Origin of the sequence: Microbacterium limosum (assembly GCF_036324365.1) — a bacterium.
Taxonomy (GTDB): domain Bacteria; phylum Actinomycetota; class Actinomycetes; order Actinomycetales; family Microbacteriaceae; genus Microbacterium; species Microbacterium limosum.
In genome coordinates this window covers 1,786,630-1,813,618 of sequence record NZ_CP137080.1, presented here as the reverse complement: position 1 = coordinate 1,813,618, position 26,989 = coordinate 1,786,630, and the positions used below count along the sequence as shown (strand labels likewise).

Genomic DNA, 26,989 nt, shown 5'->3' with positions numbered 1-26,989 from the left:
CGCGGATCACCCACGCGCGTCGTGCGGAAGCTCTCCCGAGCCCTCCGCCTCTTCGGCGCTGCGCATGCGCTCGCGCCACGAGCGCGAGAGCCCCGCGCGCACGAGGCACACGGTCAGCAGCATCCACCCGAACCCGGAGAGCGTGAAGCTCTCGAAGGCGGAGTCGACCAGCAGCGTGACCAGCACGAGCGGGGTCCAGGCGTACACGACGGAGCGGCGGGCGCTCGCGACGAGCCACGAACGCACGAGCGCGATCCCGCACATCACGAGGAACAGCAGAAGCCCCACCCAGCCGGCCTGCAGGAGGACGTCGAAGTAGGCGTTGAGGGCCGACGCGTGGCGATCGGTCGTGATGATGTTGATCGAGACGAAGGGGAACTCCTGCACCGGCCAGGGGCCGAACCAGCCCCAGCCCTGGACCGGGCGCACGCGCACGTAGACGAGGATCGTGTCCCACAGCTCGGCGCGGGTCGCGAAGTCGGAACCCGCGTTGAGCAGGCCGATGATCAGGTGCCGGAACGCGTAGGCGATCGTGAGACCGACCACCACGACTCCCGCGAGGGTGGCCTGGAGGGGACGACGACGGGGCTCCGGGGTGCGGCGGATGAGGTCGAGCGCACCGGTCGCGGCCGCAACCGCGAGCGCGAGCACGAACACCGTGGGGGAGGCCGAGAGAAGTGCCATGAGCGCCGCGAGGGAGATGGAGAAGATCGCCACGCCGCGCCGTACGGACGTCGTGCGCCACTCGACGACGAAGGTGATGAGGGCTATCACGGCGATGAAGCCGAGCATGTTGCGCGTGCCGAAGACTCCCTGCACGGGTCCGCCGAGTGCGATGTTGCCCGCGACCCCGAGGAACCGGAACGGCATGTCGAGCAGGATGCCGGAGAGCACCTCCACCCCGAGCGAGGTCGCCAGCAGCACCCGCAGCACGTCGCCGAGCGCGCGTGCGGTCTGCAGAGTGTCCCGGACGTGACCGACGACGATCCCGAGGAACGCGAGCGCCGCGGTGTGCCCCCATCCCGAGAGCGTCTCCCCGCGGTCGGAGCTCCACACGGTCGTGACGAGCAGCCACGCGACGAAGAGCACGAGCGTCGACGGAAGGAGCCGGACGAGGTTCACCTCGCGGCGGCGACGCACGAGGATCGCGGCGCCGACCAGGCACAGCCCCGCGACGATCGTGGCGTAGACGACGCCGCCCGACAGGCGCTGGATCGCGAAGGAGGAGAGCACCGCGCCGAAGGCGGCGAGCGTGAACGCGCGGGCGAACACCGCGGAGTCGAGCGTCTCGCTCACCCAGGTCCGCAGCGGGTGCGAGCCGTAGCCCGCGGCATCCGTCATCGCGGCATCCGCCGCAGGGCCTCGCCGCGCTCGATCGCGAGGCTCTGCTCGGCGGGCCCCTCGCCGACGTGCGGGGACTGCGCGAGCTTGTGCGCGAAGAGCACGAGGAACAGCCACCCCCATTCGCCCAGCGGGCGGGACTCGGCGAGCCCCTGGACGAGCAGCACCGTCATGACGAGGGTCGGCAGCAGGGTGAGGGCCTGGTACGGGCGATCGGCGCGGAGATCCCAGCGCGGCCGGTCGATCGCGAAGAACCAGGCGCGCCAGATGACGGCCAGGTACGACAGGCCGAGGAGGGCGACGCCGACGATGCCCAGCTGCATCCAGGCATCCAGCCACACGTTGTGCGCGTGGAAGACCGTGAGGTCGTTGACGATGATCCACCCGTCGAACTCGGGCACCCACGGAAGCCACGGCGTCGAGAACCCCCAGCCGAGCCACGGGTGCTCCGCGGCGCGCTCCGCCACCGCCTGCCAGATGCCCCCTCGGCCGGTGAGGTCGCTCGACTTGCCCAGGAACTCCAGCAGATCGTCGCGCCAGAGCCACAGGACGATCCCCCCGAGGATGCCGAGGCCGGCGTAGGCGACGTAGTACTTCGTGCGCTCGCCGGGCGCCCGTGTCGTGCGCATGAGCAGCATCGTCGCCAGCACGAGCGCCACGGCCGCCAGCGCGAGCCATACGGTGCCCGAGCTCGAGCGCCAGAGCAGGAACGCCGATACCACGCTCCACCCGATGAACCAGGCTCGGCGCTGGGGGCTGCTCGCGATGCGGATGGCGTACACGATGAGAGCCAGCAGGCAGGCGACCGCAAGCAGATGCGCGTTGCCCACGATGCCCTGGATCCGGCCCCCGTCGAAGAGGTTGTCGCGCGACCAGTACAGCTCGGTGACCAGCTCGCCGTCCCAGAGGAGGAAGTTCGGAAGCACGGGCCCGTGCACGACGAGGGACACCCAGAGCTCGAACGCCAGGGAGAGCCCCACGATCCACGTCAGCGCGGAGGAGATCGCGGCGACCAGCTCCCGCCACGTCAGCACGCTGGCGAGGAACAGCGCCTGCACGGTCGTCGCGGCGAGGAGCGCCCATGTGAGGGCGGTCGCGTCGGGCCACGCCGACCACAGCACGGATGCCGCGGCCCACACGACGTACGTGAGCGGCAGCCAGGGGAGCAGGCGCCACACGATGGGCGGACGCAGCACGGCCCAGAGCACGATGCTGACGATCGTCGTGACGCCGACGAGCACGCCGAGCCCCGCGGCGCCCAGGAGGTTGAACCAGAAGCTCGTCGCGAGAGCGATGAACAGCAGCAGCACGGCGTAGCCCCGCAGCAGGAGGTGCCCGGTCGACTCGCGCGACGGCGCCGAGGGAGGAGCCCCGGCGGGGTGTCGCGTGTGCACGGCCATGGTGACTTCAGGGTACCCGTGCCGGGGCGCGAGGACCGGGATGCCGGACACGCCGCCCCGTAGGCTGGAGGCATGCTGGTGCCGCTGTCGAACACGCCCCGCGCCTACGCCTGGGGCTCCACCGATGCGATCGCCGCACTCGAGGGGCGGGAGCCCTCCGGCGCTCCCGAGGCCGAGGTGTGGTTCGGCGACCACGCGGGCGATCCCGCGGAGCTCGAGGACGGGTCGACGCTCGATGCGTGGATCGCCGCGCACGGCGCGGAGCACGGCGTGGACGGGCCGCTGCCCTACCTGCTGAAGCTCCTGGCGGCCGGCTCGCCGCTGTCGATCCAGGCGCACCCGTCGCTCGAGCAGGCGCGGAGGGGCTTCGCGCGGGAGGAGGCGACGGGCATCCCGCGGGATGCCGCGCACCGCAACTACCGCGACGCCAACCACAAGCCGGAGGTCATCGTCGCGCTCAGCGACACCTTCGAGGCGCTCGCGGGCTTCCGTTCCGTCGCCGATCTGGACTCGCTCCTGTCGTCGCTGGCCGGGGCCGCTCCGGAGATCGCGAGCCTGCGCTCCCGCCTCCTCACGGGGGACCCCGCCTCGACGCTCCGCGAGGCCGTGCGCGACCTCCTGTCGGGCGATGCCTCCGAGCTCGCCGCCGAGGTCTCGCGCGCCGTCGCGGAGACCGACGGGGGGCCCTTCGCCGACGACGTCGCCGCGCTGGCGCGCCTCGAGCAGGCCTACCCGGGCGATCCGGGGGTCGGCGTCGCCTTGCTGCTCAACCGCGTCGTGCTCTCCCGCGGCGAGGCGATCTTCGTCCCCGCCGGGGTGCCCCACGCGTATCTCTCGGGCCTCGGCGTCGAGCTGATGGCCGCGAGCGACAACGTCCTGCGCGGCGGGCTGACGCCCAAGCACATCGACGTGCCGGAGCTCGTGGAGATCCTCGACGCCTCCCCGGCGCCCGCACCGCTGCTCGTTGCGCAGGCTCGTGCCGCGGGGGTCGACGTGTTCGAGGCGCCGGTGTCCGACTTCTCCCTCACCAGGGTGCGGGCGACGGCCGGGGCGGATGCGCGCATCGCGCTCGCGGGCCCCGCCATCGCCCTCGCGACCGCGGGAGCGCCGCGGGTCGGCGGCGCCGCCACCGGGACGGAGCACGCGCGCACCCTCGCGCCCGGGAGGGCGCTCTTCGTCACACCCGACGAGGGGAGCGTGCTCGTGGGTGGGGCGGGAGAGGTCTTCCTGGCGCAGCCGGGAGCCCTCATCGGATCGTGATCTTCGCCCGGCGCGTCGCGAAGGTTCATCCCTCGATTGAGGGTTTACGATTCCGCGCTTGACCTGAGGGGAATTACACGGGTGTAATTGGTGCACTGCGCGAGCGCGCGGGGGGCTATAGGTGGGAGACGATATGGCGGGCTCGGAATTCCGTTCCGGTGTACCCGACAATTGGTTCGTCGACCCGGTGAAGCTGGGGGTCCCGGGGGTTCGACGACCGGTTGACGGCGAAGATCCTTTGTCATGGCAGACGGATGCGCTGTGTGCGCAGACGGATCCGGAAGCATTCTTTCCGGAGAAGGGCGGCTCGACGCGCGACGCCAAGCGCATCTGCACGTCGTGCGAGGTACGGGGGAAGTGCCTCGACTACGCCCTGCAGAACGACGAGCGATTCGGTATCTGGGGGGGACTGTCGGAGCGCGAACGTCGCAAGCTGAAGCGACGCGCGGTCTGAGGTTGCTCGGCGCGTGCGCCCGCGGCGCGGGCGCGACGCGCCTAGGCTGACGACGTCATGCCAGCCCGTGTTCATGCTCTTCTCGTCGCGCGTTCCGACGGAGCCGGTGATCGGGCGATGGCCCACCTCGAACGGACGATCGAGGCGCTCGCCGCCCAATCGCGGCGCGTCGACGCCCTGACGGTCGTCGTCATAGGTCAAGCGCGCCCGCGCCTGCACGAGCTCGTCGCGCGCGCCGGAGCCGAGGCGGTCATCGAGGCGCCCCGCAGCACCGGCTACGCCGCGGCGCTGCGCATGGGCAGCGTGCGGCTGGGACGCGCCGACGCCGTCTGGCTCCTCGCGCAGGACACCGCGCCCGACCCCGCGGCGCTTCGCCGCCTGGCGGGTGCGCTCGAGCTCGCCCCGTCGGTGTCGATGGTCGCCCCGAAGCTCGTCGCATGGGATGAGAGCGACCGCATCGTCTCGCTCGGCGTGTCGATGACGCGGCTCGGCCGATCGGTGGGGCTCGTCGACGGCCAGCTCGACCAGGGCCAGCACGACATCCGCGAGGATGCGCTCGGGGCCGACGTGCGGGGCCTCCTCGTGCGCCGGGAGGCGTGGGATCTGCTGCGGGGGCTCGACCCCGCCCTGTGGGGCGCCGACGAGGGACTCGATCTCGGTGTGCGCTCCCGGCTCGTGGGCGGTCGTGTCGGTCTCGTCCCGGGCGCGCGGATCGCGGTCGCGGGCGACGGCGTAGCCGCGCTTCCCGACCCGCGCGACGTCCGTCGCCGCGGTCGACGCGCGGCGCCCCTCCGTGTCGCGCAGCTGCACCGCCGGCTGGCGTACGCGCGCTCCTTCCTGGTTCCCCTGATCTGGCTCTCCCTGCTGCCCCTCGCGCTCGGACGCACGGTCATGCATCTGCTGCGCAAGCAGCCGGGCCTCGTGGGTGCCGAATGGCGCGCGACGATGGTCGTGCTCGTGCGTCTCGGCGCGATCGCCCGATCGCGGCGCCGGATCACGGATGCCGGCCGTGCCAGCGGCATCCGGGTGCCGTGGAGCCAGCTCGCGCCCCTGCGGGTGCGGCGCGCCGAGCTGGTCCGGCGATTCGACGACAGCGACGAGCAGGGCGATGACGTCGACCGACGGGGCGAGCTGCACTTCTTCACCGGCGGGGGCGCCTGGGTCGTGCTGGCCGCCTTCGCCGTCGGCATCGGCGCGTTCTTCTCGCTCCTTGCGTGGTCGACCCTCGGCGGCGGCGGACTGCTTCCGCTGCACGACCGCCTCGACGATCTGTGGATGGATGCCGCGTACGGCCGCCGCGGTCTCGGCCTCGACACGACGGGGGCCGCCGACCCCTTCTCCGCCGTCCTCGCGCTGCTGGGATCGCTCACCCCGTGGCGCCCCTCGCAGGCGCTCGTCATCCTGTGGGTGCTCGCGATTCCGGCGGCGGCACTCGGCGGGTGGTTCGCCGCGACCCGCCTCTCGCCGCGCGCCGGTGTGCGCATCGTCGGCGCGAGCCTGTGGGCGCTCGCGCCGCCGTTCCTCGTCGCGCTCACCGACGGCCGCCCGGCGCCCGTGCTGGCGCACCTGCTCCTGCCCTGGCTGTTCTACGCCGGCTCGGTCGCCAAGCGCTCGTGGGGATCCACGGGTGCGGCTTCGCTCCTGCTCGCCGCGGTGCTCGCGTGCGCGCCGTCGCTCGCCCCCGCGCTCGCGGTGCTGTGGCTCGCGGCGATCGCGACCGGCGGGCGCGGGGCGCTGCGGGTCGTCTGGACGCCCCTGCCGGCGATCGCGCTTTTCGGGCCCCTGATCTGGGAGCGCGGCATCCGCGGCGGCGACTGGTGGGGTCTGCTCGCCGACCCCGGCCTGGTCACCTCCTCGTCGATGGGCGCGGATGCGGCATCCCGTGCCCTGCTCGCGCTCGGCGTTCCCGCGCCCGATCTGGCGGGCTGGGCGAGCCTGGCACCCGGCTCCACCCCGTGGATCGCCCTGCTGCTTGCGCCCCTCGCCGTGGTCGCGCTCGCCGCGCTGCTCACGCCGAGATGGGCGGCCGCCCTGGCCCTGCTGGGGACGGCAGTGCTGGGGCTCGCGACCGCGTTCGCCGTCGTCGGCATCGCGGTGCAGACCTCCGCGGGCGAGCCGATCGCCCTGTGGCCCGGGCCGGCGCTCAGCCTGCTGTGGCTCGGGGTGGGCGGGGCCGCGCTGCTGACCCTGGACACCCCGCTTCCCGTGCGCATGCGGGCCCTGCGGCCCTGGGCGGCCGCGGCCGTGCTGCTCGGCATCATCGCCTTCGCGGTTCCCCAGGTGACGGCGCCGATCCGGGGTGAGACCGCGCTGACCAACGGTCCCGCGAGCACGCTCCCCGCCTACGTCGCCGCCGTCGGCCGTGACGACCCGGACATCGCGACCATCGTGCTGAGGCCCCTCGACGACGGCTCGGTCGCCTCGCGCGTGGTCTGGGGCGCGGGCGAGACGCTCACGGCGCAGACCACCGCGCTGGGGGTGCGCACGCAGCCGACGGCCTCCGATCGCGACACCGCCGCCCTCGTGGCCGACCTGGTGTCGCCGAGCTCGGCGGATCTGGGAGCGTCGCTCCGAGAGCGGGCCATCGGCTTCGTGGTGCTGACGCCCGGCGAGCAGTCGGAGGCGGCGACGGCGCTGCGACTGCAGGCCGTGGCATCGCTCGACGCGCGCGCCGGGCTCGAGTCCGTCGGCGACACCACCCGCGGCCAGCTGTGGCGGGTGACGGGGGATCCCGAACCCAGGGCAGGCCTCGCGGCCGGTGAGCTCGCGCTGCAGCGCGGCATCATTCTCGCCCAGCTCGGAATCGTCGCGATCGCCGTGCTGTTGGCCTTCCCCACCGTGGCGTCCCGGCGCGCGGCGCGCAGCAGGTCGCGCCTCGTGGGGGTGCCGGGGGAGAGCCGCCGTCGCGCGGAGCGTTCGCGTCGGCGCCGGGGCGAGCCGCGCCGGCGTGCGGTCGCGCCCGCCGCCGGGGGAGCGGCGTCCACCTCGGAGGAGATCCCGCCCCCCGGGGACGCCCCCGCGGAGGCCGAGGCCGAGGCCGAGACGAGCCCGGAAATCGAGGGGAACCCGGAAGCCGAAACCGGATCCGAGGCCGACACGACCCCGGGAGCCGAAACCGGATCGGAGGCCGAGGCGAACCCGGAAGCCGAAACCGGATCCGAGCCTGAGGCGAACCCGGAAGCCGAAAGCGGATCCGAGACGGTCGCGGATCAGGATCTCGAGGCCGGTCAGGATCTCGAGGCCGATGAGGATCTCATCGCCGATCCAAATCCCGAGGCCGCTCCGGGCCCTGGGGCGCACCAGGCGGTCGGGTCGGCCGGGGAACGCGACCGCGACGAGCCCGAACGCGACCGCGACGAGGAGGCACGATGAACCCCGCACGCGCCCTTCGGGCCCTCGGTACCGGCACGCGCCTCATCGTGGGCGCCGCCGTCGCCGTAGCCCTCGTGGTGGCCGTCGTCCTGGCGATCCCCGCGCCCATCCCGACGATGCAGCGCGATGCCGTCGCGCTCGTGCAGACCCCGACCCCCTCCGACACCGTCGCGGTCTGCCCCGGCCCGCTCCTGGCGGCGGGGCGGGTGATCGGTCAGGCGGGGCAGCTCTCCGTCGCGGGGGGTGCGCAGGTCACGCGTGGCGGCGTCGAGCCCCGGTCCGAGAGCCTGCGGTCGTCGGCGACAGGCGAGGATGTCGCGGACACGCTCCTGCGCGCAGCCCCCGTCGAAGGGCGGGCGGCCGAGTTCGCCGCGGCGCAGTCGACAGCCACCGCGGCGGACGACCTGTCGGGCTTCGCGGCATCCGCCTGCACCTCCCCGCGCTTCGACAGCTGGCTCGCCGCCGGTGCCACGTCCACCGGCGCCGCCGATCTCGTGAGCATCGCCAACCCGGGGGACGTCACGGCGACCGTCGACATCACGGTGTTCGGGCAGTCCGGTCCGGTGGTCCCGCCGGGCGGCGAGGGCGTCGTCGTCGCCGCGCGAACGCAGGTGACCGTGCCCCTCGCGGGTCTCGCGCTCGGCGAGCTCGCCCCCGTGCTGCGGATCCAGGCGATCGGCGCACCCGTCGTGGTCTCGCTGCAGTCCAGCCGCACGGTCACGCTCGAGCCGGTGGGGCTCGACGTGTCCGGCCCCGCCGCGCCGCCCGCCCCGAGCCAGACCATACCCGGCGTCGTGACCACGACCGCCTCCGACCCCGCTGTCGCGGGCTCCGTCACGGCCCGTGTCCGCCTGCTGTCGGCGAGCGAGGCGACGACGGCCACGGTGACGGTGTTCGCCGAGGGATCCGACACTCCCGCGATCGCACCGGCGCCGGCGCAGCTGCAGGCCGGGATCCCGATCGAGCTCGAGCTTCCGGGCCTCGCCGCCGGCGCCTACACGGTGCGGGTGGATGCGTCGGCACCGGTGGTGGCGTCCGCGTGGACCACGTCCGCGCTCGGTGGCCAGCGCGACTTCTCTTGGCTGCCCGCGCCCGAGCAGATCGACGGTGCGACGCTCGTCGCCGTCGCGGAAGCGCCCGACGGAGTGCCCGTGCGGATTCACATCGCGACACTCCAGACGGCGGCCGATGTGACCCTCACGCCCGTCGTCGGCGGCGATCCTCAGACCCTCGCTCTGGGGCCCGGCGACGCCGGCGCGCTGTCGGTGCCGGCGGGCACCACGTGGCGGATCGAGACGACCGCTCCCATCGTGGCGGCGGTGTCATACGCCGCCACGACGGCGCTCGCCGGCTACGGCGTGCAGCCGGCACCGTCCGCGGCATCCGCCGTTCGCGTCGTTCCCTGACCTCCAGGGACGCCACGACCGATGCGCCGCCGCGCGTAGGATCGTCTCATGGTGTCTCGGCGCGGCAGGGCTCCCCGTCACGCGACGCCCGGTGCTCGTCGCCCGAACCGGCACGATCGGCACGGCCGGGTCGGTCGCAGCGCCGTCGTCCGGCCGCCGATAGGTCCGCTCGAGACGCGATTCGACCGGTTCGACATCGCCGTGGGGGCCGCGGCGGAGTTCCTGCGGTCGGCATGGACGGATCTGCGCGACGTGTCGTTCGAGATCGCGTCGATGCCGCCCGAGAGCGACGCGGACGGCATCCCGCGGTGGCACATCGACCGGGACGCGCGCCGGATCGTGCTTTACCGGATCCCCGTCGAGCGGCTCGGTCACCTGCACCGCGACGACGACCTCCACCGGCGCATGGCCGTCGAGGGCACCGTGTTCCGTGCCGCGGCCGAGTACCTCGATCGCGACCCGTGGGATCTCGGCCCGGAGCGGTTCCGCTACTTCTGACCAGCGCGCCGTGGGCGCGGCGCGGCGCCTCGGGGACGCCCGCCGGATAGGCTGGCCCGCGATGTACGGAAGACTCTGCTCCAAGGTGGCCTGCGCCCGCGAGGCGGTCGCGACGCTGACGTACGACTACGGCGATCAGATGGCCGCGCTCGGCCCGCTCGGCGCGCCGGGCGACCCGCACGCGCACGACCTGTGCGCGATCCACACGGAGCGGATGTCGGTGCCCAGGGGATGGGTCGTCGTGCGCCACGAGACGATGCGGGCCTGACCCCGCCGGCTGCGCGCCGCGCCGAAGGCGCGTGGGACAATGGCGGGATGCCGACGCAGACCGCCGCCCCTGCCGCCGTACCCACCTCCACGCTCGACTTCGACGTGCGCGATCTCTCGCTCGCCGAAGCGGGTCGTCATCAGATCCGGCTCGCCGAGAACGAGATGCCGGGCCTCATGGCGCTGCGCGAGGAGTTCGGTCCGGCCCAGCCCCTCCGCGGGGCCCGGATCGCCGGCTCGCTGCACATGACGGTGCAGACGGCCGTGCTGATCGAGACGCTCGTCGCGCTCGGCGCCCGCGTTCGGTGGGCCAGCTGCAACATCTTCTCCACCCAGGACGAGGCCGCCGCCGCCGTCGTGGTCGGACCGACGGGAACCCCCGACGACCCCCGGGGCGTGCCCGTCTTCGCCTGGAAGGGCGAGACGCTCGAGGAGTACTGGGCCTGCACCGACCGCATCTTCGACTGGTCGCGCGAGGGCTTCGACGGACCCGACCTGATCCTCGACGACGGCGGAGACGCCACGCTGCTCGTCCACAAGGGCGTCGAGTTCGAGAAGGACGGCCGGGTCCCGGATGCCGCGGCATCCGACCCGCACGAGTATCACGTCATCCTCGACACGCTGCGCGCGAGCCTCGCGGCCGACCCGCAGCGCTGGACACGTCTCGCGCACGGGTTGCTCGGGGTCACCGAGGAGACCACCACGGGCGTCCACCGGCTCTACGAGCTCGCCGCCGCGGGAGAGCTGCTGTTCCCGGCGATCAACGTCAACGACTCGGTCACGAAGAGCAAGTTCGACAACAAGTACGGCATCCGCCATTCGCTTCCCGACGGCCTCAACCGGGCCACCGACGTGCTGATGGGCGGAAAGACGGCGTTCGTCGCCGGGTACGGGGATGTGGGGAAGGGCGCCGCCGAGGCGCTGCGCGGCCAGGGCGCCCGAGTGATCGTCGGCGAGGTCGACCCGATCTGCGCCCTGCAGGCCGCCATGGACGGATACCAGGTGGCGCGCCTGGAGACCGTCGCGCCGCAGGTGGACATCCTCGTGACGGGCACCGGCAACGCCGACGTCGTGCGCACCGAGCACCTGCTCGCCCTCAAGCACCTCGCGATCGTCGCCAACGTCGGTCACTTCGACAACGAGATCGACATGGCGGGCCTCGCGGCGATCGAGGGCGTCGAGAAGGTCGAGATCAAGCCGCAGGTGCACGAGTGGCGCCTTCCGAACGGCCGCAGCGTGCTCGTGCTCAGCGAGGGCCGGCTCATGAACCTCGGGAACGCGACCGGGCACCCCTCCTTCGTCATGAGCGCGTCGTTCACCAACCAGGTTCTCGCCCAGATGGAGCTCTATACGCGCACCGCGCAGTACCCCACCGGCGTGTACACGCTTCCCAAGCTGCTCGACGAGAAGGTCGCGCGCCTGCACCTCGACGCGCTGGGCGTCGAGCTGACCACGCTGACGCCCTCGCAGGCCGCCTACATCGGCGTCCCCGTGGAGGGGCCGTACAAGCTCGAGCACTACCGATACTGAGCCGATCCGACCGGGGGCGGATGCCGCGGCATCCGCTCTACCGGTCGGGGAAGCCGTGCGGGAGGTGGGTGAGCGAGGGGGCCATGGCCTCGACCCGCCGACGGCGCGTCTCGAGCGCCCGCAGCTCCCGGTCGCGCCGAAGTGCCGAGATCGCGAACAGGGCCGACACGGCGTCGGCGGGCGGAGGCGGCGAGACGAAGGCGGATGCATCGGCCAGCAGCTCGCCCGCGATGCGCTCCCGCGCGGCGGGTGCGAGCTTGTCGACCTGGCGCAGGAACTGAGCGAGCCTGCGGGCGAGACGATCGGGCAGCCGCGCCACGTCGGCGACGAGGGCCCACTGCTCGAGCGCGGGCGGCACGGGGGGAAGGGCGGAGGGCAGGGCGGGGACCCGCGTGCGCTGGGAGTAGGTGCCGGCGAGCAGATCTCCCAGTCGCTGCGCGCGGGGAGTGAAGGCGCCCGTCACGACCGCGACGACGCCGACGGTGAGATACACCTCGAAGACGCCCACGAGCGCCCGGATGAACGCCTGACGGAACCCCGACGCACCGCCGTCCTCGCGGACGATGCGCGCGCCGACGGCGAGGCGCCCGAGACTGCGCCCCCGAGATGCCGTTTCGACGGTCGTCGGCAGGATGATCGTGATCGCCACGACCGATGCGATGACGACGATGGCCATCGCCTCGGGAGGGACGACCTGGGCGAGGGGCCCGTACCCGAGCACGAGCACGACGATGAGGAGGATGATGCCCAGGAGCAGGTCGATGACGGCCCCCAGGGCCCGCATGAACAGGCCCGCGGGCTGGACATCGAGGGCGACGGCCTCTCCCGTGAGCACCTCGTCCTGGTGGACGCGCGTGAGCTGGGGCGTCGCGGGGCCTGCCATGCGGGTAGTTTAGGCGCGTGGACCTCGACGCGCTGACCACCGCCCGGCGCCACGAGTGGGAGCGGCTGCGGGAGCTCGAGCGCCGCCGTCGCCTGAGCGGCCGGGAGGCGGACGAACTGGTGGAGCGCTACCAGGCGGCATCCGCCGATCTCGCCGAGGCGAAGACCGCGGCGGGCCGCACGCCCCAGGCGGATGTGATCTCCACCCTCATCGCGGGCGCCCGCCTGCGGCTCACGCGCGGGGCCGAGAACCCGCTGCGTGCCGTTCCCCGCTTCTTCGTCCTCCAGCTGCCGGCCGCGCTGTACCGGCTGCGCTGGACGACGCTGGTCATCGCCGCCGCGTTCGTGGCCATCGTCGCCCTCGTGGCCGCCTGGATCTCGGGCGATCCCGTGCTCGTCGCGACGCTCGGGGACGAGGCCGGGCTGGAGCGCTACGCGGAGAACGAGTTCGTCGAGTATTACAACCCCGCGGCATCCTTCGCTGGCACGGTGTGGACGAACAACGCCTGGATCGCCGCGCAGTGCGTGCTCTTCGGGATCACCGGCATCTGGCCCGTCATGGTGCTGATGCAGAACGCGATCGGGGTGGGGACCGCGGCAGCGGTGCTCTTCTCCTTCGACCGCGGCGACGTGTTCGTCCTCTACATCCTGCCGCACGGGATGCTCGAGCTGACGTGCATCTTCGTCGCGGGCGCCGCGGGCCTGCACATCTTCTGGGCGTGGATCGTGCCCGGAGCGAGGACGCGCGGCCAGGCACTGGCCCACGCGGGGCGCTCGCTCGCGACCGTGGCGATGGGGCTCGTGCTCGTGCTGCTGGTCTCGGCGCTCATCGAGGGCTTCGTCACGGGTCAGCCGTGGCCCTGGCCGATCAAGATCGGCATCGGAGCGGCGGCCCTGGGCGCGTTCCTCTTCTACATGATCCGGGTCGGCGGCCGGGCGGCCCGTGCGGGCGAGACCGGCGACCTCGCCGAGGCCGATCGCGGCGCCACGACTCTCGTGGCGGGCTGAGCCCCGACGCGCTACGCCCTCGGCTTCTGCGCGCCGTCGAACAGCGCGCGGTAGGACCACCCGGCCAGCAGCGCGCCCGCGATCGGGAACACGATGAAGACCCACAGCTGTGCGAGCGCGTCGGCGCCGCCGTAGATCGCCGTCGCGAGCGAACGCGCGGGGTTCACCGACGTGTTGTCGACGGGGATGCTCACGAGGTGGATCAGGGTGAGGGAGAGGCCGATCGCCACTCCCGCGAAGGCCGTGCCCCGCGTCGAGTGCGTCACGCCCAGGATGACGAGGAGGAAGAGGAAGGTCAGGATGACCTCGATCACCATGGCCGCGGCCATGCCGAAGCCGCCGGGCGAGAGCACGCCCCAGCCGTTGCTCGCGAAGCCGCCGTCCTGGGCGGCGGCGAGCCACCCCTCCGGGCCGAACAGGCCCACGAGCACGATGGCGGTCGTGGCGGCCGAGCCGCCGACCGCCTGCGCCGCGATGTAGGGTCCGGTCTCCCGCCACGGGAAGCGGCCCGCGGCGGCCAGGCCGAGCGTGACCGCCGGGTTGAAGTGGCCGCCCGAGATGGGCCCGAACGCGTAGGCGCCCATGACGACGGCGAGCCCGACGGCGACGGATGCCGCAACGTAGACGATCCCCGGGACGAACGCGCCCGACTCGTTCGCGAGATGCGAGCCGAAGAGTGCGGTGCCGATCAGGCCGAAGACGAGGAGGAACGTGCCGAAGCCCTCGGCGGCAAGCTTCGCGCCGGTCGAGGGACCCTCCGGCTCCACCTCCGGCGTGTGCGCCAGCTCGGTCGGGTCGATCGGGGCGTCGGGATACGGGTCGTCGTTGCGCGCAGGGGACATCGCCCTCTCCTTACGTCCGGCCGGCCCGGCTTCGGCCCGCCTCCCGAATCATCGCAGGAGAGGGTGGGGCCCGGAAGCGGAAACGCCGAGGGGCGGTCGGGATGAGAACACCCCGACCGCCCCTCGCGACGTCGATCGACGTCAGGCGTTCACGGGCTCCGCCTCGGGCGCCTTGCTGTAGGGGGCGCCGGGGGAGTCGGCGGAGGCGTTGGCCTCGACCTGTGCGCGGACCTTGTCGGCCGTCGCCTGGTCGACCTGACCCCAGTACCAGAGGAAGCGCTCCTTCACCTCGGGGCGGGTGAGCGACTCGTACTGACCGACGAGGGTCTCGACGAAGCGCGCCTTCTGCTCGTCGTCGAAGACCTCGCGCACCAGCGTGCCGGCCTGGCCGAAGTCGTCGTCCTCGGCGCGCAGCGTGTAGGCCGTGCGCACGAGGTCGCCGTCGTTCTGCCAGCCGCCTTCGCCCGCTCGCACGGCGTCGGCGCGCGGTCCTCCGAGGGAGTTCGGCGCGTACACCGGACGCTCGCCGCCGGAGTAGAAGTGGCGCATCGCGCCCTCCTTGGCGTACGAGTGCACCTCGGCGTGAGGGCGGTTGACCGGCAGCTCGTTGTAGTTCGTGCCGATGCGGTAGCGGTGGGCGTCGGCGTAGGAGAAGATGCGCGCAAGCAGCATCTTGTCGGGGCTGGCGTCGATGCCCGGCACGAAGTTCGACGGCGCGAAGGCCGCCTGCTCGATCTCGGCGAAGTAGTTCACCGGGTTGCGGTTCAGCTCGAACTCGCCGATCTTGCGCAGCGGGAAGTCCTTGTGCGGCCAGATCTTCGTCAGGTCGAACGGGTTGAATCGATAGGTCTTCGCCTCCTCGTTCGTCATGATCTGCACCGCGACGTCCCACTTGGGGTACTCGCCCCGCTCGATGGCGTCGTAGAGGTCGCGCAGGTAGTAGTCGGTGTCCTCGCCGACGATCTGCTGCGCCTGCTCTGCGGTGATGTTGTGCACGCCCTGCTGGGAGTGGAAGTGATACTTCACCCAGAACGTCTCACCCGCGGCGTTGATCCATTGGAAGGTGTGCGAGCCGTACCCGTTGACGTGGCGCCACGAGGTGGGAAGTCCGCGGTCGCCCATCAGGTAGGTCACCTGGTGCGCCGACTCGGGGGAGAGCGTCCAGAAGTCCCACTGCATGTCCGCATCGCGCAGGTGCGTGTGAGGAAGGCGCTTCTGCGAGCGGATGAAGTCCGGGAACTTGATGCCGTCGCGGATGAAGAAGATCGGCGTGTTGTTGCCGACGAGGTCGTAGTTGCCCTCGGAGGTGTAGAACTTCAGCGCGAATCCGCGCACGTCCCGCCACGTATCGGGCGAGCCGAGCTCGCCGGCGACCGACGAGAAGCGCAGCAGCAGAGGCGTCTGGGCGCCGGGCTGGAAGAGCGCGGCGCGGGTGAACTCCGAGACATCCTCGGTGATCGTCATGGTGCCGAAGGCACCGCCGCCCTTGGCGTGGACGACCCGCTCGGGCACGCGCTCGCGGTTGAACTGCGCGAGCTTCTCGACGAGGTAGTGGTCGTGCAGGACGGTGGGTCCGTCGGACCCCACGGTGCGCGAGAACTCATCGGACGCGACGGGGGCGCCGTTGTCCTTCGTGGTGTAGTTCGGATCGGTCATTGCTGATTCCTTTCGCACTCGGCACAGATGGCTCGGAACGTCACGTTCGCCTCGAGGACGCGCATGCCGTGGTCATGGGAGGGGTGAAGGCAGGGGGCGGCGCCGACGGCGCACTCGACGTCCTCGACGCGCCCGCAGGAGATGCACTGCACGTGGTGGTGGTTGTCGTCGACGTGGTGCAGCTCGTACAGGGCGCTCGGCGCGCCGGGCAGGCTCACGCGCCGGATGAGGCCGGCATCGGTAAGGTCGTTGACCACGCCGTGCACGGTCTGCAGGGCGATGCCGGGGACCCTTTCTCGCACGGCTGCGTGCAGCAGATCGACCGCGGCGTGCGGGGAGGCGTGCAGGGCCTCGAGCACCGCGGCGCGCTGGGCCGTGACGCGCAGCCCCGCGGCCCGCAGCTCGGGCGCGGCCTCGAATGCCGCGGGCATGCCCGCGGCGTCGTCGAGGGGTGTCATGGTCACCCCGTCAGTCTAGCTACATCTGAATGATTCGCAACAATGAGCGGGTCGCCGTGGCGACTCAGAGCCGGCCGGCGGCCTTCAGCTCGAGATAGCGATCAGCGATCGCGGGCGGCAGGCGGTCGGGGCCCTCGGCGATGGCGTCCGCGCCGAGCCGGGCGAAGGCGTCCGCGATCCGTCGCGCATCGAGCAGGGTCCGCTCCGCGGCGGCCGCACGCCACACCGACTCGCTGGAAGAGCGGTCCCGGGCGACGTCGGCGAGGCTCTCGTCCGTCACCGACCCGATCATCACACGGGTGCGTACCGTCCACGACGGCACGGCGCCCAGCAGCGAGCGAGCGGATGCCGGGGCGTCCGCGGCGGTGAGCAGCACGACGAGCGAGGGCCGGTTCGTCAGCCGAGCCGCCTGTACGAGTACCTGGTCCCAATCGGTGTCGATCAGCTGCGGCTCCACGGCGGACATCGCGTCGACGAGCGCGGGAAGCAGGGCCGCGCCGCGGCTGCCGGTCACCCGCCCGCGTACGACCCGGTCGAACATCAGGACGTGCACGTGGTCTCCGGCGCGATCGGCCAGGGCGGAGAGGAGGAGCGCCGCCTCCATCGCGGCATCCAGGCGTGTCCCGTCGCCGACCCGGGCGGCGGAGGTGCGCCCGGTGTCGATGACGATGACGATGTGGCGGTCCCTCTCCGGGCGCCACGTGCGGAGCATCGTGGTGCGCGCGCGTGCGCTCGCTCGCCAGTCGATCGAGCGCACGTCGTCGCCGCGCACGTACTCGCGCAGCGAGTCGAACTCCGTGCCACGACCGCGCACCTGAACGCTCGTGCTCCCATCGAGCTCCCGGAGGCGCGCCAGCCGGGAGGGGAGGTGGCGGCGGGAATGGAAAGGTGGAAGAACCCTGATGCGGGCGGGGGCGGGCAGCACGCGCTGCCGCCCCGCGAGCCCGAGCGGGCCGAGCGTGCGGAGGGCGACGAAGTCGCTGCGACGCTCGCCGCGGCGCCGCGGGATGAGCGTGATCGCGACCCGCCGCGACTCCCCGGCGGGCACCTCGACGCCCGCGCGCGTCGGTTGGGCGCCCGCGGTCGGCTCCCAGGCGTCGCGGAGCGCCCCCCGCAGGGGTCGCGTGCCGCGGTTGCGCAGGCGGAGCGTCGTCGGGACCGCCTCGCCCAGGCGGGCGCGCGCGGGCACGTCCCGCTCGACGTCGACGCGCCGCGGGTCGGCGGCGGCGACGCGGTCGACGACCGCCAGCACCGCGCACAGCCCGAGCCATCCGGCGCCCGTCGCCCACGCCACGGGCGCCGAGCCGCCGGCCGCACTCGAGAGCAGCACGATCGGGACGACGCCGAGCGCCGTCAGCATCGCGAGCCTGCCCGTGATCACCATGATCGTCGCCGCGTCAGATCGGAACGCGCGTCTGCGCGAGCACGGACCGCAGCACGGCATCCGCCGAGACGCCCTCGATCTCCGCCTCCGGTCGCAGGCGCAAGCGATGACGCCACACCGGCACGAGCATCGTCTGGACGTGGTCGGGCGTGATCGCGCGGTACCCGCCGAGCCACCCCCACGCCTTCGCGGCGGCGAGCAGAGCCGTCGACGCCCGCGGGCTCACGCCGAGCTGGACCGAGGGTGCGGAGCGCGTCGCGCGGGCGAGGTCGACCACGTAGGCGAGCAGGTCGTCCGACACGTCGACGGATGCCGCGGCGCGCTGGGCGGCGTGGATCTCCTCGACCCCCACGGCGGACTCGAGGCCCGCCCCGGCGAGATCGCGCGGCGAGAAGCCGCCGGCGTGGCGGCGGAGCACGTCGACCTCGGCATCGCGGCCGGGCACGTCGATGACGAGCTTGAGGAGGAAGCGGTCCAGCTGCGCCTCGGGAAGGGAGTAGGTGCCCTCGTGCTCGATCGGGTTCTGCGTCGCGGCCACGAGGAAGGGGTCCGGAAGCGGTCGCGTGACGCCGTCCGCCGAGACCTGCCGCTCCTCCATCGCCTCGAGCAGTGCGGACTGCGTCTTCGGGGGAGTCCGGTTGATCTCGTCGGCCAGCAGCACCTGCGTGAAGACCGGTCCCTCCCGGAACTCGAACTCGCCGGAGCGCGCGTCGTACACGAGGGAGCCGGACACGTCGCCGGGCATCAGGTCGGGCGTGAACTGGATGCGCGCCGTCCGAAGGCCCAGGGCCTGGCTGAACGAGCGCACGAGCAGGGTCTTGGCGACACCGGGGACGCCCTCCAGCAGCACGTGCCCCCGGGCCAGCAGGGCGATCAGCAGGCCCGTCACGGCGCCGTCCTGGCCCACGACTGCCTTGCCGACCTCGCCGCGAACCCGGTTCATCGCCTCGCGAAGCGCGTCGTCCGTCATCCCGTTCTCCTTCTCCTGCCCGGTGCGGGCGCTCGTCACGTGTCGTGTCCGTTGCTGCGGGTGGCCGCCTCCAGCGCCGCCTCGATGTCGCGCAGCGCGTCGCTGATCTGCATGAGCTCGGCATCCGTCTGCGGGGTGCGGTCCACGAGGACGCCGCGGACGCCCTCCCGCGGCAACCCGAGGATGCCGGCGACCGCGTCCGCGACGTCGTGCGCGCCCGCCGCCGTGCCCAGGCCGAGCAGGCGCGCCCAGCGTGTCGTCGCGCCCATGCGCAGGGCATCGGCGGCGTGGCCGTGGTCGCGTCCCCGTGCGTAGAGGCGCGCGCGGCCCTCCATCGTCTCGGTGAGCCGGACCGTGACCGGCAGCCGCTCGACGACGAGGGGGCCCAGCCGCCGGCGGGCGAGGGCCGCGGCCGCCGCCGTGAGGGCGAGCAGCGCGAGGACGGGCGTCACCCATCCCGGGGTCAGTTCACCGAGTGTCGCATCGGGGGAGAAGTCCGCGTCGCCGTCGCCCGGCACGTACCAGACGACGTGAGGGAGACGCCCGAGCAGATTCATGCCGAGCGCTGCATTGCCGTCCTCGGCGAGGACCTCGTTCGTGAGCACTCCGCGGGCGTCGAGGATCGAGACGCGTCCGGAGCCCCGCGCCGAGGAGAGCAGCCCGTACCCGTCGCCGTCGGGGTAGCAGGCGTCCGCCGTCGAGCCGGCGGGGGGCGTGAGGAGGCGCCCGGGGACGACGGCCCCGGAGCGTTGCGCATCCCCGAGGGCGCATCCCGGCTCCACGGGTTCGCCGGTCCCATAGCCGCCGGCGGTCGCGCCGGGGAGCAGGAGGTCGACGGCACGCGCCCGCGGATCGATCAGCACGACGTCGGTGGCTTCGGAGAAGAGCTCGGTGAGCGAGTCGTCCGAGAGCAGGGGGGAGTCGGCGGTGACGAGCGTCGACGGCCGGGCATCCAGCGCGTCGAGGGCAGCGGCGCGCTCTCGCACGACCGCGACCTCCACCCCGCCCTCCCGCAGCAGCTCCGCGAGGGCTCGGGTGCCCTCGGGGCCCGCGCCGTCGGGGTCGAGCGCGTCGCGCTGGGCCCAGTCGCCGATGCCGGAGAGCGCCGCTCCCGCCGCCCCGACGACGACGAGGAAGCCGGCGATGGCAGCCCAGCCCCATGCGCGCCGCCGGGGCGCCGCCGGGGCGGATGCCGCTGCCGCGGTCGCCGTCGCGGGAGAGACGCTCACCGAGCCCCCGCTCCCTCTGCACGTGCCGGCCGCGCGGCAGCGAGGTCGTCGTCGAGCGCCGCGATCCGCTCGTACCCCTCGGCCGACCCGGGGGATCCGAGATAGCGGACGGCGTCGAACTCGTCGGCGGCTGCGTCGAGGCGCTCGCCGTGCGCGGGGAAGGCGGTGGCGGCGCCTCGAGCGAACGCGTGCACGGTCGCGCCGGGGGGCAGGTCGACGACGCCCCGCTCCTGCAGGCCGCGGGCGATGGCGCGGAAGCGGAGGATGCTGGCGGATCCGTGCTCCGCGCGGGCGGCGGCCGCCGCGGCATCCCGACGCAGCGCCGCGGCATCCCTGCCGTCGTCGTCGTCGAACAGCAGACCGGGCGGGGCGCTCTCGCGGCGGATCGATCGTGGTCGTCCCCACACGACGAAGGCGACGACGACGAGTCCGACGATGACGACCGCGGCGGCGACGAGGAGGGCGGGACCGAGTCCGGGGGGCGCCGCCGAGCCGAACAGCGAGTCGAGGAGATCGCCGGCCGCCTGGGCGATGCGGTCGAGCGGCGTCGGCTGCGCCGCGGCATACACCGGATCGGCGAGCTCGCTCTCGGCGAGGCGCCTGGCCTCGTCGCCGTCGGGGGTCAGCGGCGGCTCGAAGGGCAGCATCGTCACGGCGACCGGTCCGCTCCGTCCACCTCGGCGCCCGGTGCCGCCCAGTCCGTGGCGGAGCGGGCGGGGCGTTCGACGGGACCCGGGGACGGGGCGGGCGGCATCGGCGGGCGAGGCGGCGCGGGCACCGCGGGAGGGGCCGGCGGCCCGGCGTATGCGAGCGAGGGCTGGCCGGGAACCGTGGGCGCCGCGGCGCGGGGCGGGGCGGGCCTGCCCACGTGCGCGGTCCAGGGGTCGGGCAGGTGCGTCGCGCCGGCATCGCGCGCCTCGACGTAGCCCAGCAGATCGATGTCGAGCCCCTCGTGTCGCATGCGGCAGTCGATATAGATGAGCACGGATGCCGTGGCCTGCACGACGACCGCGACCGCCTGGATCAGCAGCGTGACCACGTACGTGAGTCCGAGGGTGATGACCAGGCCCACGATCGCTCCCGTGGTCGGCTCGCCCGTGGGGGAGAAGACGGTCGTGAGCCCGCCGCCGAGGAGCGAGAACGGGACGCTGACGACCTGGCTGATCGTGCCGAAGAGCAGCCCGATGACGACGATGATGCCGAGCGCCGGCCAGAACCGGCCGCGCACGAGCCGCCACGATCGGGCGACGGCGCCGCCGATCCGCGCCCCCTCCAGGATGAGCGTGCTCGGAACGAGGAGCAGCTTCGTCGAGAGCCAGAGGTAGAGCGGGATGGCGGCAAGGAACGCGAGGATCGTGAGCACGACCGCGAGCGCCGGCGCGACGACGGTGCCGACGAAGACGATCGCGGCGCCCACGGCCGTGACGAAGAGTGCGATGGCGACGAACACGAGGGCCGCGTAGCCGATCAGCCGCCCGAGCGCGGGGCGCACGCGACGCCACAGCGCGCCGAGCGTGAGCTTCTCGGCGAGCACCGCATGAGCGACCTCGCTCACGACGACCGCCTGGACGACGATCTGCATCGCCATCGCGAGCAGCCCCAGCACGAGGCCCGACAGCGCCGTCATGAGTGTGGAGCCCGCCGCCACGGCGTCGAAGTCGTCGGAGCCCGGCTGCAACGTGTCCAGGCGCGAGAAGCTCAGGAAGGCGATGCCGGCGACCCCGACGATGAGGAGCAGGTAGACCAGGCCCTGCACGCCGAGGGCGAACCCGAGCAGCACGCGCGGATTGTGGCGCAGCGCCGCGAACGAACGGCCGAGGATGGCTCCGAACGTGAGCGGGTGCAGCGGGATGATGCCGGGCCGGGGGGCGGGCGTCCACGTAGGATTCGTGCTCACCGGGTCCTCCGTCCGCTTCATCCGCCCCCGCGGGTGCGCGGCCGCCGTCCCGGGCGGGCGCGCGAGTCCATCGTGTCACAGGTCGTTGCGGGGACCGCGGTGGGGCCGGAGCGCATCCACCGGACGCGCGCACCGCTTCGAGCCGTCCGCGGCGGCCTCGACTACTCTGAGTACCTGGTCGCACGCATGCCCGTGCGCGCAACCCGGTCGCAGAAGGACGAAACGCCGTTCCATGACATCACGCATCCTGGTCGTCGACGATGACACCGCTCTGGCCGAGATGATCGGCATCGTGCTGCGCACGGAGGGCTTCGAGCCGGCCTTCTGCGCCGACGGGGCGGCCGCTGTGGACACCTTCCGCGCTGAGCGCCCCGACCTCATCCTGCTCGACCTCATGCTGCCGGGAATGGACGGCATCGAGGTCTGCACGCGCGTGCGCGCCGAGTCGGGGGTCCCGATCATCATGCTCACGGCGCGCACCGACACCGCCGACGTGGTGCGCGGCCTGGAATCGGGTGCCGACGACTACATCGTGAAGCCGTTCAACCCGAAGGAGCTCGTCGCCCGCATCCGCACCCGTCTGCGCCCGGCGCCCGAAGTCGCCTCGGCGGCGCTGCGCATCGGGGACCTCACCGTCGACGTCACCGCGCACGAGGTGCGCCGGGGGGACGAGATCATCGCCCTGACCCCGCTGGAGTTCGAGCTGCTCGTGGCCCTTGCGGCAAAGCCGCAGCAGGTCTTCTCGCGCGAGATGCTCCTCGAGCAGGTGTGGGGCTACCACTACAAGGCCGACACCCGCCTCGTGAACGTGCACGTGCAGCGGCTGCGGGCGAAGATCGAGCAGGATCCCGACAACCCCCGGATCGTCACGACGGTGCGCGGCGTGGGCTACCGCGCCGGCGCCGTCGACTGAGGCACGCCATGTCGGTGCGCGAGCGCGGAGCCGACCCCGCGCCCGCGACGGGGACCGCCCGGACGGCGGTCGCGTTCTCGTGGCGACATCCCGCCACGTGGCTCGAGGGCAGCACGTCGCTGTGGCGCACGTCCCTGCGGTTCCGCACGCTGCTGATCACCCTCGCGCTGACGGCGCTGGTCATCATGGTGGCGTGCGTGTGGATGGCGCTGGCCATCCAGAACGACCTCTTCCAGTCGCGCCTGAACCAGGTGCTCTCGAGCTCGCAGCGAGCGAGCGCCGTCGCCCAGGAGACGCTCGATGCCGCCGTCCCGCAGGGCGATCGGGTGCGCCTGCAGAACCTCATGACCCAGAGCCTCCGGGAGATCGCGCAGCAGTCGGCGAGCGATCGCATCGCGCTCATCCGCGTGGACACCGCGCCCTCGTCGATCGCGCCGCAGAACGTCAGCTCGGGAGGGCTGACCGCCGCCCTCATCTCGGCGGGCCTGCGCGAGCGCGTCCAGGCGGGGGAGACGACTCAGTGGTGGCAGTCGGTGCCGTTGACGGATGCCGCGGGCCGCACCGTGCCGGGAATCGTCGTCGGCCAGCAGATCGACTTCCCCGACGTGGGCGCGTACGAGCTCTACCTCGCGTACGATCTCGCCGCCGCCTCGCAGACGCTCGGGTTCGTGCAGGGGACGCTCTGGATCGTGGGGCTCGGGCTCGTCGTCCTGATCGGGGCGATCGCCTGGTTCGTCCTGCGCTCGGTGTCGACGCCCATCACGGAGGCCGCCGACACGAGCGCGCGCCTGGCCGCCGGCGACCTCGCGGTGCGCGTGCCGGTGCGGGGCGAGGACGAGCTCGCCACGCTCGGGCGCTCCTTCAACGCGATGGCCGACAGCATCCAGACGCAGATCCGGGAGCTCGCCGATCTCTCCCTCGTGCAGCAGCGCTTCGTCTCCGACGTCTCGCACGAGCTGCGTACGCCGCTGACGACGATCCGCCTCGCGTCCGACATGATCAACGACCAGCGCGACGCGTTCGACCCCGCGACGGCCCGCGCAGCGGAACTGCTGCACGCCCAGGTGCAGCGATTCGAGACGCTCCTCACCGACCTGCTCGAGATCAGCCGCTACGACGCGGGCTCGGTGCAGCTGGAGTGGGAGCCGACGAGCCTCGCGCACCTCGCGGAGGACGTCATCGCGTCGATGCAGCAGCTCGCCGACCAGCACGGCAGCGACGTCCGCCTCGTGGCGCCCGGCGGATACTCCCCGGTGGAGATGGATGCCCGCCGTGTGCGCCGCATCGTGCGGAACCTGCTCGGCAACGCGATCGAGCACGGGGAGGGGCGACCGATCGTCGTGACCGTCGACAGCAACTCCTCGGCGGTCGCGATCGGCGTGCGGGACTTCGGGCTGGGGATGTCGCCGGCCGACGTGGAGCGCGTATTCGACCGGTTCTGGCGTGCCGATCCATCCCGCAAGCGCTCGATCGGCGGAACCGGCCTCGGCCTGTCGATCGCGCTCGGCGACGCGCGCCTTCACGGCGGCTCCCTCGCGGTCTGGAGCTCGCTCGGACGCGGGTCCCACTTCGTGCTCACGCTTCCCCGCCAGGAGGGCGCTCCGATCGAGGCATCGCCGCTGCGCCTCGACGGAGAAGACGACGGCACGGCGTTCGACACCCTCGGAGTGACGCAGCCGATCGACGTCGCGGAAGGGGGGCGCACATGATCCGCGCACGGCGGGCCGTCCTGGCGGCGCTCCTGGCGGTGGGTGCGATCGTGCTGTCGGCGTGCTCGGGCCTGCCGACGAGCGGTCCGGTGTACCCGGGGCTCGTGGCGGGTGACGCCCCCGAGATCCCCGACTTCTCGTTCCAGCCCGACCGCCCCCAACCGGGCGCGAGCCCCGAGCAGATCGTGGAGGGATTCGTCGCGGCCGCCACCAGCCCCGCGGGTGAATGGGCGACCGCGAGCCTCTTCCTCGCTCCGGAGTTCCGTACCGAGTGGGCTCCCGAGGCCGGCGTCATCGTCGACGTGCCGGGCTCCCGCCGTTTCAGCGTGGTGACCGACGGCGTCATCCAGATGGAGACCACCACGACGGCGGATGTCGACGCGAGCGGCGCCTACTATTCGGCCGAGCAGGGCGAGGCGGCCCTGTCGTACGAGCTGGCCGAGCAGGAGGACGGCGAGTGGCGCATCACCGCGGCACCGGATGGCATCGTGCTCGATGCCGACGCCTTCGAGACCGTCTACCGTCCCTACTCGGTGATGTACTTCGACCCGACCTGGAGCTTCCTGGCGCCGGACGTGCGCTGGTACCCGGCTCGCACCAACATCGCGACCCGCATCGCGCAGGCGATCATCGAGGGCTCGCCGAGCCCGTGGCTGGCGTCCTCGGTGGTCTCCGCCGTGCCCGAGGGGGTGGGCATCGCGCGCGTCACGAGCGAGCAGGGCGTCGCCCAGGTGGACCTCACGGGCAACGCCGTCGAGGCCGACCCCGTGACCCTCGGCCGACTGCTCCGGCAGCTGCAGGCGAGCCTCATGGGCACGGGGGTCGCGGGGGTGGAGCTGGCGGTGGACGGCGCACCCCTGGCCGTCGAGCCCGCCCAGGCGCAGAGCACGGCGATCGATTCCCGCGCGCTCGCCCTCACGGCCTCGGGTTTCGGATTCGTGACCGACGACGAGCTCGAGCCGATCCCCGGGCTCAGCGACGCGATAGAGGGGCTCGGGGCGACGGCGATCTCGGTGGGCCGCGGCGAGGACGTCGCCGCGGTGGCGGTGGCGACGGGCGGGGTCGTGCGCGTGGATGCCGCGGCGGAGATCACCACGGTCGACACGCGCGCGGGGCTGGCCGACCCCGTCATCGATCCGGCGGGCACCATCTGGACGGTTCCCCGCGATCAGCCCTCGGCCCTGCGTGCGGCTCCCGCGGAGGGCGACCCGGTCGAGATCACCGGGGCCTTCCCCGGCGTCACGCGCGTGGAGGCGCTGCAGGTCTCGCGGGACGGCACACGGATGGCCGCGATCGTGACCCAGGGCGGCCGCGACGCGATCGTGGTGGCCGGCATCGTCCGCGACGCGGAGGGCCGGCCGGTCTCGCTCGGCGAGACCCGCCGGGTCACGCGTCTGGAGGCGTCCGGGATCGACATCGCCTGGCTCGATGAGCAGACGGTGGGCGTGGTCGTCGGCGCGGGGCAGACATCGGCCATCGTCTCGCACACGGTCGGGAGTGTGGGCACCGTGCTCGCAGCGCCGAGCGACCCGATCGCGGTGGCGGCGGGGGCCACCTCCACCTCCGCCCGGCTGCTCACGGCCTCGGGCGAGCTGTATGTGCGGCGCGGAAGCGCGTGGCAGATCGTCACGGGCGACGTCGCCGTGCTGGCGTCGCAGATGGGCTCGGGCTGACGCTCCTCCCCGGGCGGGTGCCGGTCGCGCCGTGCACGACGCTGCCTGCGGTCGACGGCCCCGACGGCCGACGCCTGCGACGCTGTCCCCATGGGGGCTCTCGACGAGGCGGTGCGCAGCTTCCGACGCGCGGCGGCCGACCTCGCCGACCTCCTTGCCCCCGTGGCGTGCGCCGGGTGCGGGGGCGACGGCGGCCCCCTGTGCGGCGGGTGCGCTCCGCGCCTTGCAGCGGCACCCCGCTCGACGCACGTGGGCGGCCTGACCGTCTGGAGCGGTCTGGAGTACTCCGGTGAGGCGGCGCGGGTGATCCGCGCCCTCAAGGACGGCAGTCCCGCCCTCGCGCGCATCGTGGCACCGGCGCTGGCCGCCGCACTGTCTGCCTGTGCGCGCGAGAGGGAGGGGTCCGTCGCGCTGGTCGCCGTCCCCGTCCCGGAGCGCGCACGGAGCCTGCGCACACGCGGGTACCGCGTCGTCGAACGGGTGATGCGCGCGGCGGGCGTGAGACCCCGTCGCCTGCTGCGCCTGACCCGTCAGACCGCCGACCAGCGCGGCCTCGACCGCCGCGAGCGCGCCGTCAATCAGGCGCTGAGCATGCGGGCCGCGGGCGTGGCGGGCCGGCGCGTGATCGTCGTGGACGACGTGATCACGACGGGGGCGACGCTGCGCGAGGCGGCCCGGGCCGTCGCGGCCGCCGGCGGCGAGGTGGTCGCGGCGGCGACCATCGCGGCCACGCCCCGGCGACGCGCCGATCGGGGCGACACGCGCTCATTCCGTGCGTGACACGGGTGGAGCGTGCGGCTACGGTTGTGGGCACAACGGCGACCGGCGGTCAGCCCTTGT

At 73.1% G+C, this 26,989-nt stretch carries 23 protein-coding genes; 12 read left to right on the top strand and 11 right to left on the bottom strand.

Annotated features, from left to right (window positions below; all coding sequences use genetic code 11):
- Positions 1-6: 6 nt before the first annotated feature.
- Entirely contained in the window at positions 7-1,341 is a 1,335-nt protein-coding gene (locus tag RYJ27_RS08755) for an O-antigen ligase family protein (protein ID WP_330169939.1), read from the bottom strand.
- A complete protein-coding gene (locus tag RYJ27_RS08750; RefSeq protein ID WP_330169938.1) occupies positions 1,338-2,741 on the bottom strand; it encodes an O-antigen ligase family protein in 1,404 nt (467 codons plus the stop codon). The genes RYJ27_RS08755 and RYJ27_RS08750 overlap by 4 nt, the downstream gene beginning before the upstream one ends.
- A 72-nt stretch (positions 2,742-2,813) precedes the next feature.
- On the opposite strand from RYJ27_RS08750, the gene manA reads away from it, so the two are divergent.
- The 7 genes from manA (at position 2,814) to ahcY (ending at position 11,528) form a co-directional block, all read left to right on the top strand.
- Positions 2,814-4,001: a mannose-6-phosphate isomerase, class I gene (gene manA / locus RYJ27_RS08745; protein WP_330169937.1), complete on the top strand. Its 1,188-nt coding sequence runs from the start codon at positions 2,814-2,816 to the stop codon at positions 3,999-4,001.
- A gap of 133 nt (positions 4,002-4,134) precedes the next feature.
- Positions 4,135-4,455, top strand: a complete 321-nt coding sequence (locus tag RYJ27_RS08740) for a WhiB family transcriptional regulator (RefSeq protein ID WP_330169936.1) — start codon at positions 4,135-4,137, stop codon at positions 4,453-4,455.
- Positions 4,456-4,512: 57 nt separating this feature from the next.
- A complete protein-coding gene (locus RYJ27_RS08735; protein WP_330169935.1) occupies positions 4,513-7,827 on the top strand; it encodes a glycosyltransferase in 3,315 nt (1,104 codons plus the stop codon).
- Positions 7,824-9,233 (top strand): DUF5719 family protein, encoded by a 1,410-nt coding sequence (locus RYJ27_RS08730; RefSeq protein ID WP_330169934.1) that lies wholly within the window; start codon positions 7,824-7,826, stop codon positions 9,231-9,233. The genes RYJ27_RS08735 and RYJ27_RS08730 overlap by 4 nt, the downstream gene beginning before the upstream one ends.
- 48 nt (positions 9,234-9,281) lie before the next feature.
- Positions 9,282-9,731, top strand: coding sequence for a hypothetical protein (locus tag RYJ27_RS08725; protein WP_330169933.1), 450 nt, complete (start codon positions 9,282-9,284; stop codon positions 9,729-9,731).
- Positions 9,732-9,792: 61 nt separating this feature from the next.
- Positions 9,793-9,999 carry a DUF3499 family protein gene (locus tag RYJ27_RS08720; RefSeq protein ID WP_330169932.1) on the top strand — a complete coding sequence of 69 codons (207 nt, stop codon included), beginning with the start codon at positions 9,793-9,795 and terminating at the stop codon, positions 9,997-9,999.
- Between the two features lie 47 nt (positions 10,000-10,046).
- Positions 10,047-11,528 carry an adenosylhomocysteinase gene (gene ahcY, locus RYJ27_RS08715; protein ID WP_330169931.1) on the top strand — a complete coding sequence of 494 codons (1,482 nt, stop codon included), beginning with the start codon at positions 10,047-10,049 and terminating at the stop codon, positions 11,526-11,528.
- Between the two features lie 37 nt (positions 11,529-11,565).
- Here the strand turns inward: ahcY and RYJ27_RS08710 are convergent, their stop codons facing one another.
- The gene (locus RYJ27_RS08710) at positions 11,566-12,411 is read right to left on the bottom strand and encodes an RDD family protein (RefSeq protein WP_330169930.1); all 846 of its coding nucleotides are present in this window, start codon (positions 12,409-12,411) and stop codon (positions 11,566-11,568) included.
- Positions 12,412-12,428: 17 nt separating this feature from the next.
- Here RYJ27_RS08710 and RYJ27_RS08705 point away from each other — a divergent pair, with 17 nt between their 5' ends.
- Entirely contained in the window at positions 12,429-13,418 is a 990-nt protein-coding gene (locus tag RYJ27_RS08705) for a stage II sporulation protein M (RefSeq protein ID WP_330169929.1), read from the top strand.
- An 11-nt stretch (positions 13,419-13,429) separates the two neighbouring features.
- Here RYJ27_RS08705 and RYJ27_RS08700 read toward each other — a convergent pair whose 3' ends face one another.
- From RYJ27_RS08700 to RYJ27_RS08665, 8 genes are all read right to left on the bottom strand, one after another.
- Positions 13,430-14,260, bottom strand: coding sequence for an aquaporin (locus RYJ27_RS08700; RefSeq protein ID WP_330169928.1), 831 nt, complete (start codon positions 14,258-14,260; stop codon positions 13,430-13,432).
- 141 nt (positions 14,261-14,401) lie between these two features.
- The gene (locus RYJ27_RS08695) at positions 14,402-15,916 is read right to left on the bottom strand and encodes a catalase (protein WP_330169927.1); all 1,515 of its coding nucleotides are present in this window, start codon (positions 15,914-15,916) and stop codon (positions 14,402-14,404) included.
- Positions 15,913-16,374: a Fur family transcriptional regulator gene (locus tag RYJ27_RS08690; RefSeq protein ID WP_330172033.1), complete on the bottom strand. Its 462-nt coding sequence runs from the start codon at positions 16,372-16,374 to the stop codon at positions 15,913-15,915. The genes RYJ27_RS08695 and RYJ27_RS08690 overlap by 4 nt, the downstream gene beginning before the upstream one ends.
- Before the next feature lie 64 nt (positions 16,375-16,438).
- Positions 16,439-17,758 carry a DUF58 domain-containing protein gene (locus RYJ27_RS08685; protein WP_330169926.1) on the bottom strand — a complete coding sequence of 440 codons (1,320 nt, stop codon included), beginning with the start codon at positions 17,756-17,758 and terminating at the stop codon, positions 16,439-16,441.
- 13 nt (positions 17,759-17,771) lie between these two features.
- Positions 17,772-18,728: an AAA family ATPase gene (locus RYJ27_RS08680; RefSeq protein ID WP_330169925.1), complete on the bottom strand. Its 957-nt coding sequence runs from the start codon at positions 18,726-18,728 to the stop codon at positions 17,772-17,774.
- 35 nt (positions 18,729-18,763) lie between these two features.
- The gene (locus RYJ27_RS08675; RefSeq protein WP_330169924.1) at positions 18,764-19,957 is read right to left on the bottom strand and encodes a DUF4350 domain-containing protein; all 1,194 of its coding nucleotides are present in this window, start codon (positions 19,955-19,957) and stop codon (positions 18,764-18,766) included.
- Positions 19,954-20,610 (bottom strand): DUF4129 domain-containing protein, encoded by a 657-nt coding sequence (locus RYJ27_RS08670; protein ID WP_330169923.1) that lies wholly within the window; start codon positions 20,608-20,610, stop codon positions 19,954-19,956. The genes RYJ27_RS08675 and RYJ27_RS08670 overlap by 4 nt, the downstream gene beginning before the upstream one ends.
- Complete coding sequence (locus tag RYJ27_RS08665; protein WP_330169922.1) at positions 20,607-21,854, bottom strand: glycerophosphoryl diester phosphodiesterase membrane domain-containing protein; 1,248 nt, start codon at positions 21,852-21,854, stop codon at positions 20,607-20,609. The genes RYJ27_RS08670 and RYJ27_RS08665 overlap by 4 nt, the downstream gene beginning before the upstream one ends.
- A gap of 232 nt (positions 21,855-22,086) precedes the next feature.
- On the opposite strand from RYJ27_RS08665, the gene mtrA reads away from it, so the two are divergent.
- The 4 genes from mtrA (at position 22,087) to RYJ27_RS08645 (ending at position 26,929) form a co-directional block, all read left to right on the top strand.
- Positions 22,087-22,767, top strand: coding sequence for an MtrAB system response regulator MtrA (gene mtrA, locus RYJ27_RS08660; protein ID WP_330169921.1), 681 nt, complete (start codon positions 22,087-22,089; stop codon positions 22,765-22,767).
- Between the two features lie 8 nt (positions 22,768-22,775).
- Positions 22,776-24,476: an MtrAB system histidine kinase MtrB gene (gene mtrB, locus RYJ27_RS08655; protein WP_330169920.1), complete on the top strand. Its 1,701-nt coding sequence runs from the start codon at positions 22,776-22,778 to the stop codon at positions 24,474-24,476.
- Positions 24,473-26,149, top strand: coding sequence for an LpqB family beta-propeller domain-containing protein (locus RYJ27_RS08650; protein WP_330169919.1), 1,677 nt, complete (start codon positions 24,473-24,475; stop codon positions 26,147-26,149). The genes mtrB and RYJ27_RS08650 overlap by 4 nt, the downstream gene beginning before the upstream one ends.
- 90 nt (positions 26,150-26,239) lie before the next feature.
- The gene (locus RYJ27_RS08645) at positions 26,240-26,929 is read left to right on the top strand and encodes a ComF family protein (protein ID WP_330169918.1); all 690 of its coding nucleotides are present in this window, start codon (positions 26,240-26,242) and stop codon (positions 26,927-26,929) included.
- Positions 26,930-26,989: the final 60 nt, after the last annotated feature.

Coding starts and splice junctions, on each gene's coding strand:
- RYJ27_RS08690 (WP_330172033.1), bottom strand. CDS start 16,374: ATGACACCCCTCGACGACGCCGCGGGCATGCCCGCGGCATTCGAGGCC.
- manA (WP_330169937.1), top strand. CDS start 2,814: ATGCTGGTGCCGCTGTCGAACACGCCCCGCGCCTACGCCTGGGGCTCC.
- mtrB (WP_330169920.1), top strand. CDS start 22,776: ATGTCGGTGCGCGAGCGCGGAGCCGACCCCGCGCCCGCGACGGGGACC.
- ahcY (WP_330169931.1), top strand. CDS start 10,047: ATGCCGACGCAGACCGCCGCCCCTGCCGCCGTACCCACCTCCACGCTC.
- RYJ27_RS08735 (WP_330169935.1), top strand. CDS start 4,513: ATGCCAGCCCGTGTTCATGCTCTTCTCGTCGCGCGTTCCGACGGAGCC.
- RYJ27_RS08710 (WP_330169930.1), bottom strand. CDS start 12,411: ATGGCAGGCCCCGCGACGCCCCAGCTCACGCGCGTCCACCAGGACGAG.
- RYJ27_RS08725 (WP_330169933.1), top strand. CDS start 9,282: ATGGTGTCTCGGCGCGGCAGGGCTCCCCGTCACGCGACGCCCGGTGCT.
- RYJ27_RS08755 (WP_330169939.1), bottom strand. CDS start 1,341: ATGACGGATGCCGCGGGCTACGGCTCGCACCCGCTGCGGACCTGGGTG.
- RYJ27_RS08680 (WP_330169925.1), bottom strand. CDS start 18,728: ATGACGGACGACGCGCTTCGCGAGGCGATGAACCGGGTTCGCGGCGAG.
- RYJ27_RS08695 (WP_330169927.1), bottom strand. CDS start 15,916: ATGACCGATCCGAACTACACCACGAAGGACAACGGCGCCCCCGTCGCG.
- RYJ27_RS08700 (WP_330169928.1), bottom strand. CDS start 14,260: ATGTCCCCTGCGCGCAACGACGACCCGTATCCCGACGCCCCGATCGAC.
- RYJ27_RS08740 (WP_330169936.1), top strand. CDS start 4,135: ATGGCGGGCTCGGAATTCCGTTCCGGTGTACCCGACAATTGGTTCGTC.
- RYJ27_RS08650 (WP_330169919.1), top strand. CDS start 24,473: ATGATCCGCGCACGGCGGGCCGTCCTGGCGGCGCTCCTGGCGGTGGGT.
- RYJ27_RS08730 (WP_330169934.1), top strand. CDS start 7,824: ATGAACCCCGCACGCGCCCTTCGGGCCCTCGGTACCGGCACGCGCCTC.
- RYJ27_RS08720 (WP_330169932.1), top strand. CDS start 9,793: ATGTACGGAAGACTCTGCTCCAAGGTGGCCTGCGCCCGCGAGGCGGTC.
- RYJ27_RS08750 (WP_330169938.1), bottom strand. CDS start 2,741: ATGGCCGTGCACACGCGACACCCCGCCGGGGCTCCTCCCTCGGCGCCG.
- RYJ27_RS08685 (WP_330169926.1), bottom strand. CDS start 17,758: ATGGTGATCACGGGCAGGCTCGCGATGCTGACGGCGCTCGGCGTCGTC.
- RYJ27_RS08645 (WP_330169918.1), top strand. CDS start 26,240: ATGGGGGCTCTCGACGAGGCGGTGCGCAGCTTCCGACGCGCGGCGGCC.
- mtrA (WP_330169921.1), top strand. CDS start 22,087: ATGACATCACGCATCCTGGTCGTCGACGATGACACCGCTCTGGCCGAG.